This is a genomic window from Paenochrobactrum sp. BZR 201-1 (assembly GCF_044987585.2).
In the GTDB taxonomy this organism is placed as follows: domain Bacteria; phylum Pseudomonadota; class Alphaproteobacteria; order Rhizobiales; family Rhizobiaceae; genus Paenochrobactrum; species Paenochrobactrum pullorum.
On sequence record NZ_JBJDRZ020000035.1, the window covers coordinates 1 to 11137 of the forward strand.

An 11137-nucleotide genomic window follows, 5' to 3' on the forward strand; every position below is an offset into this window, starting at 1 on the left:
TATTCGAAGCTCCATGGAGAAACTCCGCTATGTATATTGGCGAAATTTCAATGACAGATCAGAAAAACGAAAAATAGGTGGGACTAAAACACCGCTACACAGCAGCTGACCTCAAGAATATAAGATATTATTTAAACCTGATAGTCGTTTATAATAGCAAAAGCAAGGTGATATTTTTATGGGTTTGTCGCAAAGTTTTTTATAAGTCGCATGGCTAGCTATCACGACTGCATTTCATACTTCATTGACGTTTTGAATTCCAAAGCACTAAGTGATTAACTCATTTTAGCGGATAATATTCTAGTCACCTAAAGTGAAGTGATTCTGGAAAGTTGGACTGTCTGCTAAGTTTTATCCATCTTTAGCGATTGGATACGTAAATGACTACCCGACAAAACTTCTTTGACAAATTTAAAACCACTATGGCGCTCCAAGCCCTGCGTGGTGATGACGGCTCCACACCGGACATTCTGCCAAGCACCTCGGCGATCTATGCGAAGAAGGTTTCGGCACTGACCAAGGCGCTCAATCGGAAGGAAGAGCGACAGGAAGCAGCCGAGACATTGCGCGGCCTGATCGAGAAGATTTCGCTCACACCGGGGCCCGAACGCGGCGAGATTTACGCAACGCTGCACGGCGAACTGGGCACGATCCTCAATTGGACGGAGCGGCAAGCCATTGGAAAGACTGTTAAAACAACAAAACCCGCAGCGATTGCTACGGGAGTGTTGGTATCAGTGGTTGCGGGGGCACGCAACTACCGATACCGACACTTATTCTCAATTGAAATTTAAGCCTTATCTATTAGAATACGCAACCGAATTGATGTCACACAAAGAACTTTCCATTTGTAGAAGACACGTTACTAAAATTTTCAGTGCTACATTAGAAAATATAGCTATTTTACTAGATGTCATAAGCGGAGACGCGCAGCACGCCACTACCGCGCCTAAACACACTTAAAAGGTTGCGTTGATAGATATCTAGCCGCCTTATCAGCTAGCTGGTCTATGGAGAGACAAGATAGCAGGCACAACTGTAATGTCCGTGACTATCGGAAATTAAAGTTGTGCAATAATCACTTTTACGACGGTTCTTCCTGGCGTTGATGAAATTTCTAACTTGCCACCGACTTTGAGAATTCTTGTTGACATACTTCTCATACCAACACTGATATTGGCTGTTTGTACCGCTAAAACATCAAATCCGATACCGTCATCTTCCAATTCAAGTACGAGTTCATTTGGGCTTTGCTGCAACCGAAAGCACATCTGCTGCGCTCGACTATGCTTTATGAGATTTGTTAATGCCTCCTCAACAACACGTGTGAGTGCAAGACATTGTAATGTGCTGGGTGTACTCCGCCAAGCCGATGGAAATTGCCAGTCGGACTTAATGCCAAGCTCATCAAAAAGAATGCTAAACCGATGACGTAACGGGGCAATCCATTCCTGCGGCGTAGCTGGAACTTTAGTGCTAGGGCTGGAATTATGATCGATGGTTTGACGCAAGTCATCCCGAAGCAATTTCAACATTGAAATGACTTGGGGACGGTGAACCTGCTCACTGCCTTGTTCAACTTTTGCCATCATATGAACGAGCGTTCCACCGATACCGTCATGAAGATCATGGGCGATATCCAAACGCTCTCTTAATTTTGCATTTTTTAGCTCTAAGAAATGTTCTCGCTCTAATGTAACGGCTAGTTCTGAACGTGCGTTCGCAATGCTCTCGGCTAATTCAACATTAAACCGTTCAATGCGTCTGACATTATGCGCCTGACGCAGCCCCAGTATCCCCGCCAGGCATAATGTGATGACAATATTCGCATATGGCAATATTGGAAATTTTTCCGGATCAGGCCGAAAGAGGAGCAACGCATCGTACTGAATCGTCACGAAAAGTACTAATAAGCAAATTGAGAACAAAAAATATTCGTGATTGCGCTTTTGAAACGTCAATACCGGAAACTGCAAACAGTTAAACAAGAAAAAGCCTAACGAAACGAGTACACTCGATATTTGGATCGCACCAAGATAATCTTGTGGTGTAAGAATGAGTGCGCCAATAAGTACGCTGAAAATCCCCCATAAAAAGCGTTCATAACGCTTTAAAACCAGCTCGCCAAAGCGCAATGTAAACATGCAAAAACATGCAATATTCAGCAATAAGGCAATTGCGTTAACTCTTACGAATGTTACAGAATTCGAAAAAGGCCAAGGCGTGGTCACAAGAATATTAGCTATGAAGACAAGCCAGAACAGTGACGAAAATGCATACCACCCGTAGTAGGTCTTATCACGGCGTATGATCCAGATACAAAAAAACAAAATACCGATAACGCCGGAAACTATCACATTTGCAACATATAAAGTACGTTGCCGCCACCAGTAGTTGTCATAAATACTTTGGACCTGCGTTGGCTCACCAATGATAACAGAGCCTAGCCCAAGTGTTTGTCCTTTGACACCAACAGCTTTAACCCAAAGTGTATTGATACCTTCAGTCAACCATGCATTATGCAGAACCCAATAACGCGGCATATTCCAGCTGCGCGATAATGGCTCTGTCAGATTCTTATCACGCCAGAGGAAATGGTCATTAACGTAGACCTCTCCGGCCATATTGATTGTCTGTATGAACAACGCAACAGGATTATGACCTGTTTCAGAACATGTCTGTCGCCAATGAATGCGATACCAAACTTCATCTGAATATTCTGAATGCAATTGGTTCCAATAATTTGGTAAGGTTACGGCTTCCCACCGTAAATTTTCAGATTTACGTCCATCAGGACCAGCTTTTGCGGCAGAAATATCAATGATCTCTGCGGAACATTGCGCAGTAGTCGTCTTTGCCAAAGCAGGCATAGCAAAAAGGCTGAACCATATAATAAGCAGCCACTTCACTTTAACAAACCGCGCTCTCTCGCCGCATGAATAGCACGTGTGCGTGAAGAGACTGCGAGTTTTCGGTAAATATGTTTAATATGGCATTCAACTGTATAGCGCGACAAAGAAAGATGATCTGCAATATCCTTATTGCCAAGTCCGTCGGCCACCAGCAATAAAATTTGATTTTCGCGTGCGGTCAGCACTTGCTGATACAAGTCTTTATTGTCTCCGTCTTTTTCAGGTGCTTTGGAAGGCAGTTCATCGATAATGCGCTTTGCAATAAAAGGATCTATTGGCGCACCCCCGCGTAAAACACTACGCAATGCAATAGCAATCTCCAAATCATCCCGCTCTTTAAGCACATAACCGACAGCACCGGCACGCAAGGCACCTAGAATGACGTCCTCTGTGGCCCATGCCGAGATAACCAAAATGGAGAGGCCAGGATCACTCGTATTCAGCTCGGATATCAAATCGATACCACTACCATCCGGCAAGCCAATATCAATCAGCGCCAAGGCGACTGGCTGATCTGACAATTGCGCGCGCGCTTCACTCAGTGAAGCAGCAAAAATAAGGGCGTCAATTTTATAGCCAAATTGTAGCAGAAGATTTTCCAGCCTCAAGCGAACCTGCATATCGTCCTCAACGATAAGTACCGGTGCAGGCAAAATGAGATTGACCGCTATTGCACCTAAAGACATAGGTTGGTTCCTCAAGAAGGCCGTAATGGTTACACAATCTAATACAGTTAAATTTAGCCGCATGAAACTTAACGGCTAAATTTATCTAAATACAGGTCTCCAAATCCAGTTTATTCTTACTCAGTTTAAAACTTCACGCTAAAATTGGCATTGACGCCGTTTTGAGTGATACCTGAACCAAACTGTCCTTGATAAGAGACACCAAGTTTGGAATTTTTCGTAATGGCGAAATCAAGTCCGGCTTCAATCAGTGCTGTATCTTTTCCAATCGGACTGCCCGATGTTGTGAAGGCGTTGGAACCAGCAGCAAAGCTCGCGGTTGATGACGGGATCACATCGCCAAAAGCATGCCGCCAGCCAAGATCAGCACGTGCGGTTGTCTGTATATTGCCAAGTTCAAAACCGGTCGAGAGACGCATACCAAGAGTTGAGAGAGTTGTGTCCATCGCGCCGGATTGTACGCTGAGCGCTGTACCATTATGGCCTTTTTCAGTAAAACTATCCGTTTTGACATGGACATAGGCAAGATTGGCATAAGGCTCGATGATCGAACGCGGGCTGAGATCATGCGTATAGCCCAACTCGCCAAACACCTGAAACGTACCGCCATGATAATCAGCGGATAGCTTGTCGGAATAGCCATTGAAAGCAACCGAGCGGCTCATCTCGATATTGTGCCAGGAGTAGGAAAGCCCTGAGCGGAAGCCGAGCGCGCCTTGTGCTGTCGCCCATTCGGTTCCTGCATAAGCACCAAACGTATAATTATCGCTGGAGCCGGATGAAGAAAGGCTTGGCGTTTTAAAGGTTGAACGGCTGTATCCGGCCATAAGACCTAAGCGCCAACTATCATAAACATCACCGTCAATACCGGTGATGAACCCACCAATGGTCGACTTGGTGCGCGCGGCATTATCAGTTGCTGATTGCGTAGCCCAACTGCCGAATGCTGCCCCCCATGCGGCATAGCGCTGAAGATCGGCCGTATTGACGGGCGCAACATGATCAATGGCATTGCCTGCCTGACTGGCTTTGGCTTTCGGGCCATAGGCCATCACAGACACCGGATTAACCGGTGTACCGCCAAATGCCTGAGACAGGCGATTATTGATCGATGACCGGGTGATGCCACTGGCATTGAGCAAAACGCCACTTGCGGATGCATAGGCCTCACCACTTAGTTGCGGCAGGCTTGAGCGAATGGTTGAGCCGTCAGGCGCAGAAAAATCCAGTGCTGTGATTAATGGTTTAAGCTCTGCTGCAGCATTAATGGCGAGACTATCCAATGCAGCGCCAACTTCACGGTCTTCACTAGTGCCCGCATATTGCGAATAAGCATCAGCATCACGGCTCAACGCCACCGTATAAGCCAGATCGCCATCATGTGTAGCAGTCGCGGTGAGTGTTGGCGAGTTCAATGAGGTGGTTACTCCAGCGAAGTAACCTTTTTTTGTGTCAGGCTGCAACCATTGGTCAGATGTGAGCGAAAAACCATCGCGATAATAACCGCGATCAGGCGCAAAACTGATTGTGCCATTGAGATCGGCACCACCCTTTACAACAAGGCTAGCGATGTCACGCTGATCATTGAATGCGAGCTGCAAGGTACCGCTGTTTGATTGGATGTAATTGCCGTTAATGGTGATGGCCGCACCAGCAACGGAAGGGTTTAAAATCCCGCTGTTGCGAAATTGCTGAGTTGCATCAATCTGGTAGATCCCTTGACCGGAAAGCATTGCTGCTTGTGCCACATCGACATCAAAGACTTGATGGTCACCGGTCAACAGTGTTGTACCGCCATCAAGATGCAGCGAAATATTCTTGCCCGTGATATTGCCATCATAGGCCAACCTGAAATCTGCATCCGCTGCACCCGTTGAATTCCCATTTCCATCCGGTTTTAAGCCGAAACTCAGCTCAGTCAAACGCAAATTGCCATTGTCATCTGCTTTTGCATACTCGGAAATAATATCACCAGTAATGCTGGCACCCTGCATGACATTGATCTGTCCCACCAAGGCATTTTCAGACATGAAGATTGCAGCCTTTTTACCTGCAACACGGCCGGTCAGGTCGAAGGTGGAAACTAAGGCTCCATTCAGCTCCTCAAAAATAGTAGCGCGCTGATCCTCCACTCTGTCATCAAGTTCCAGAATATAAGAGCCACGATAGCCCGTTCCGTCACCACGTGAATTATGGCCAAAGTCAAAGCTGACCGCGATACCGTCGTGACCCATCGCTTGCACATCTCCGCGATGGGTTAATGTGTGATCTTTACCATAAGCGAACATGATGCCACGGCCATTCGCACCATTGGCATGCACCTGCACATCAGGGGCAACAATCAGATTATTGGCAGCTCCATCAATACGGATACCGCCGCCGCCAGCCCCCACAGACAGTAGATCTGCATTCTGGGTGATGGTATTATGACTGCCATAGACATGCAGCCCCAAACCCAAAGCAGCAGTGTTATATGTATTATCGGTATAGGCAGTGCCATCCGCATTTCGTCCAAAATACGGATTGTTATTAATGATAGTCAGCCCGTCACCATAAACGGAATGCCCGTAAAAATTACGCCGGTCGATTGTGTAACCAATATCTTGCAAAGCAGCCAGCTCGGCTTCCATCAGTGTGCTATAATTGCGATAAAGCTGATGGCTCATCAAACTATTTTTAAGTTCAATATGACTGAAAAAAGGAGCGTCATAAGGTCCGTAATCCGTCGCAACCCGCATAGGCAGACCCTTCATCGCTCCGTTCAGCACTTCGCTCACATGGGTGCCGGTGAAATAGGCCTGATCTTTTCGGACATCAAAAGCATCCTCACCATCTGGAACATAACAACCCTTACAATTTATAAACTGACCAGCACTTGCAAAGTTATCATTATCATCCCGTAAATGCGTGCTCCAGACATCAAAGCCAGGACCAAAATCGTCAGCAGAAAATGCTGCAAGTCGATTATTTTGATCTTCCCAACTGAAAGCATTCGACAAAACGCCAAGTGCATGGCCTATTTCGTGAATAAGTACGGTGCCTAGCGATGTTTCAGCGGTAAGTGCAATATGGGAGGGCGTATATGGAGCTTGTGACCAGTCCTCTGTCCCGACTTTATTATAAACAACGATTGCACCATGCGCCCCATTCGTCAGGTTCGTATAATACTGATTGGTCAATGCCGCTTGCACTGTTGTCGGAGAACCATCCAGCATAGTTGCGGCATGGCTGCCAGCTGCCGCCCCCGTCCCGCCAATTAATGCGCCGACATTAATGATCGCAGGATTGTTGCCGGGCACAAGTTTAATCACTTCCGCCCAATAACCTGTCGCGTCGATTATCTGATTTTTATATAAATCGCTTAAGTCCCATTCGGACTCATCGCCAAAACCAAAGACACCATCCCCCACATCGAAAAACCGCAACTGAATAAAGGGGGTGCCTTGCGGATCATTGACCACATGCGTGTTAATCGCAGCGGCAGGATTAATCATTGCCCCATAGAGTACACCGGCCGAAAGACAAGTTGACATTGTCAGTTTGGCGATCAGTCTGGATGTCATTGTTTTCCCCTCAAATACGGCAATCTAAAATTGAGCCGGTGCATCACTTATTTTTATGTATGTCGACATTTTTATTGTAAATCCATCCCTGAAAACTGGTAGTTTTACTATAAAAAGTGTTTTCAAGTGATAGCTAATTATCACGGCAATCACTGTCAGCACCGATGTCTTGCATCAATGATGCCACTGCCGCTTCTAATTGCGGATCAGATGTCATACTGAAACGGTTCGGATCAAATTCCACGACGATATCCGGTGTAATGATACCATTTTCATATTTGCGCCCGTCAGCATGACGATAAGGCAAAACCGGAAATCTATATTGCAGTCCGGGTACGATTTTGCTGTTGACGGTAGTTACTGCGGTACCAGTATTGAGGAGCACATCGCCAATGACTTTGCCAATTTTACGATCCTGATAGGCTTGCGGAAAAATTGAACCATCAGAATAGCTGAAACTGTCAACCAATACTGCACTTGGCCAGAGCCAGACATTGTCAGGACCGTTTTCACGAGGACGGCCATCCACTCCATAGCTAAAGGCCGGACTGCCGCTTAACAGAGTGATCAATTCACGTGTCAGATTACCACCATTATTGGACCGCACATCGATCAGAGCTGCTTTTGCCAGACCGCGCTGCGATATTAATGTACCGAGCAAAGACAGGTAATTGTCATTATCCATCGCATCCAGAGACTGATACACAATACACTGGCGGGAAAGCTTACTGACCATAGCACGGCGAGTAGCACTTAGATTTTTGCTCGCCAAAATTAACTCATCACTCCAATGGATGGGGGTAACCTCAATAAGACGCTCGCCATTATCGCTGTTATCCGCAACACCAACAACGACTCGCCGACCCGCATTAATATCGAGCAAACGGTCAATGCCACCAGCCTCCGGAACTGGCTGTCCGTTAATCGAGGTGATGATATCACCTGTACCAATATTTAGTTTTTGTCGATCTAACGGTCCGCCGGGCAGGATGGCGGCGATTTTGCGCCCTGCACCAGTGTAATCATTATCCAGATAAATCCCCAAAGCATCATTCTGTGTTCCCATCCCAACAAGGGCTGGATCAGGTGCTGTCATATCCGTAAAGAGATGCGAAGCCGACAATTCGCCAAACATGGCGGCCAGTAACCGTTCAAGATCACGTGGTCCGGCAATAGAGGGCAGATAGGCTCTGTATTTGGCACCGATCTGCTGCCAGTCACGATTTTCATGCGCCGCATCATAATAGCGGTCATTAATATCAGCCCAAGCCTGTTCAAATGCCGCGCTCAATGCGGCATTTTCATCTCGGGTGAATAAGATATTAAGCGGTATTTCTACCCTCTGCGCCGGATCTTCTATAGAGCTTCGGATGATGTGGGTGGGTGTTTTAATATCAATTGTTTGTATAGCAGGGTTGTAGTGGATGAATTGTATCTCTTCCGGATTAGCCACCGGAATTGTTGTCACTTCCTGTAAATCACCATTCTCAAGGCTGATCAAATTCACCGACAGCCCCTCATCTATTGCGGAAAAACCCAGCAAATTTTTACCATCCGGTGCAGTGGCCAGCAATTCCATTTTTGGCAAATTGCTGGTCAAGCGCTCTTCAAGCAAAAAGCTGCGCTGACGATCCGGCGTATAGTGGTTGAGCAGTTGCTCCCCATCATTCGGATCGGTTTCGTCCTTGGCATTTGCCAGAAAATCCTGCCGTGACTGCCCAGACAAAAAGGCGCGATAAAGATCGAAGCGCGAATTCTGATGGCGATTATCAGCGCTGCGTGCAGTATAAAGCGTCGTTAAGCCAATAATTTGTGTGCCATCCGCACTCCACAAGCCATCATAAAAATTAGGGACAGCCAGTGCCAGCGGACGCATCGGGGCACTGCCATCAGCGGGAACGATTGCAACACGATTCAATCCTGATCCGTCAATACTACGCCATGGAACAAGTAAATCTTTTGAGGTCGGAGACCAGCTGAACTCACCATTTCTGTCAAAGTAATCCGAGTTATAATCTGACGGCTGATACAGCGTGGCAATCTCTCTGCTGGTCAGATCTAAGACTTTGATCTCGCGACGATCCGACCAAAAAGCCAATTTACTCCCATCAGGCGAGAATTTAGGATCGAGAGCATCACTATTGGCAGACACAACAAGCGGGACTTCATCGTAGGTCAGGCCAAGCTTGCCATTTGCCTGATCTTCAGAAAGATCAATGCCATAAATGCCCCATTTATGATCGCGCATTGCCGCATAGGCTAGCATGCGACCATCAGGTGAGAAAACAATATCGCGTTCCTCGCCTGCTGTTTTAGTCAGTTGCCGGTAATTACCTTTCAAATCAATAAGAAAAACATCTGCATTGATTATCAGTGCAAAATACTGCCCGTCAGGAGAGCTTTGAAAATTCTGACTGCTCAACGCTTGATAATTCACGAGATGATTCATCCCCTGTTCCAGCGTATTGATATCAACCAGCTCTGCTTTATCCGCATCCGCTGCGAGCGTATGGACCTGCCCATTGAAAGAAAAGGCAATTGTATTGTCATCAGCAACGGTTAGGTCGCGCACCGGAGAGCCTTCAAAATGGGTAAGCTGCTCTTCGCGCTTATTTTCCAGATTTAGCTTCCAGACATTTAGCCAGCCGGAAGCTTCAGATAGATAATAAAGCGATTGACCATCTGCACTCCAATACGGATCAAGCCGATCAATGCCATCAACAGCAAAAAGGCGCTCATATTTGTCGCTAGCCCGCTCATAAACCCATAATTGACGGGCATTTGCCGCAACTCTGTGCTGGCGCTCTATGGGGTCAGCTGACGGATCATAACTATAAACCAGCTTGGTAGCATTCGGATTCCAGCTGGCTTCAAGCGCAAAATTCGGCAGCACCAGTGACTCGCGACCGCTGGCAATATTTACGACGTAAAGCTGGGGCTTCCAAGTTGCAGCCCCCTGCACACTGCGTTGTGCATCTCCTAGCCGAAGAGCCGTATAAAGTACGCTTTTACCATCCGGAGAAAAGCTCGTCGGTACTTCTCTCGCCGATGAATAGGTCATGCGCTGCAATTTACCAGAAAAATCAGCCAGATAAACATCATCATTGCCGTTCACATCTGAAGCAAAAGCCAGCCGCTGAGAATCCGGAGCCCAGACAACACTATGACTATAAGCATTGGCCGGTGAAACTGCGACTGACAACCCGCCATCATTATCCGTCAGAAAAACCTGACCGCGATGGGTGAAGGCGATCAGTTTGCCATCTGGTGATAGCGCCGGTTTTTGAATCCAGCGCGCTGGCTCACCGTCAAAATCGGCTTTTGTTTGACTGGGGGCAATCACGGTCAGGGTTAGTAATGCAGTAAAAATTACGAAGTTTTGCATTATCATGACCGTCTCCGTCAGAATTTCACGCTGAAATTTTCATTCACGCCATATTTAGTAATACTAGAACCAAACTGCCCCATTCGTCGAAACACCCATACCAAGTATCGACAATGAAGCATTCACTAACTCTGATTTCTCACAAATTGCTGCACAATTACTGCCTGTTTTTGTAAAACTAACTGTTCTGACGTTGGCAAGATTGGAAGAAGGCGCAGAATTTTCCGAATGGTTAAACCGTCAGGCATAGAAAGATCCATCACCGCGATCAATCCCGAGGCTTTTTCCTCTCATATACTACATTTTCCGCTTAACTATCGACTACAACACGTCGAAACGAATGTGAGAACTTCTAGTATTATTTATAACACTATATTTCCTGCAAAAATATCCCTGAAAACTGGTAGTTTTATAACAATTACTAAGAGGGTAAATACATAAGAAACAATTACAAATAATGATTATAAAACTGTAGTTGCCCCCGAAAGATCGGCCATTTTTACTGGTTAATTTGCTCCGCGATAAACTCACGGGGTGAACGATATCCTAAAGCTTTATGTGGGTGAAGCTCATTGTAATGCTCGAACCATA

General features: G+C 46.4%; 6 protein-coding genes. 1 reads left to right on the forward strand and 5 read right to left on the reverse strand.

From position 1 onward, the window contains the following. The first annotated feature begins 380 nt into the window (after window positions 1-380). A complete protein-coding gene (locus ACI0FR_RS15225) occupies window positions 381-794 on the forward strand; it encodes a hypothetical protein (protein WP_404908952.1) in 414 nt (137 codons plus the stop codon). A 267-nt stretch (window positions 795-1061) separates the two neighbouring features. On the opposite strand, the gene ACI0FR_RS15230 is transcribed toward ACI0FR_RS15225, so the two are convergent. The 5 genes from ACI0FR_RS15230 to ACI0FR_RS15250 all read right to left on the reverse strand — a co-directional run. Then, window positions 1062-2909 (reverse strand): sensor histidine kinase, encoded by a 1848-nt coding sequence (locus ACI0FR_RS15230; RefSeq protein WP_404908955.1) that lies wholly within the window; start codon window positions 2907-2909, stop codon window positions 1062-1064. Then, entirely contained in the window at window positions 2906-3598 is a 693-nt protein-coding gene (locus ACI0FR_RS15235) for a response regulator (protein WP_404908958.1), read from the reverse strand. Before ACI0FR_RS15235 ends, ACI0FR_RS15230 begins: the two co-directional genes overlap by 4 nt. Window positions 3599-3723: 125 nt before the next feature. Next, window positions 3724-7161, reverse strand: a complete 3438-nt coding sequence (locus ACI0FR_RS15240) for an autotransporter family protein (RefSeq protein ID WP_404908961.1) — start codon at window positions 7159-7161, stop codon at window positions 3724-3726. A 133-nt stretch (window positions 7162-7294) separates the two neighbouring features. Beyond that, window positions 7295-10552 carry a S41 family peptidase gene (locus ACI0FR_RS15245; protein WP_374834068.1) on the reverse strand — a complete coding sequence of 1086 codons (3258 nt, stop codon included), beginning with the start codon at window positions 10550-10552 and terminating at the stop codon, window positions 7295-7297. 493 nt (window positions 10553-11045) lie between these two features. Further along, on the reverse strand, window positions 11046-11137 hold a 92-nt coding region (locus tag ACI0FR_RS15250), incomplete at its 5' end, for an integrase core domain-containing protein (protein ID WP_184224551.1).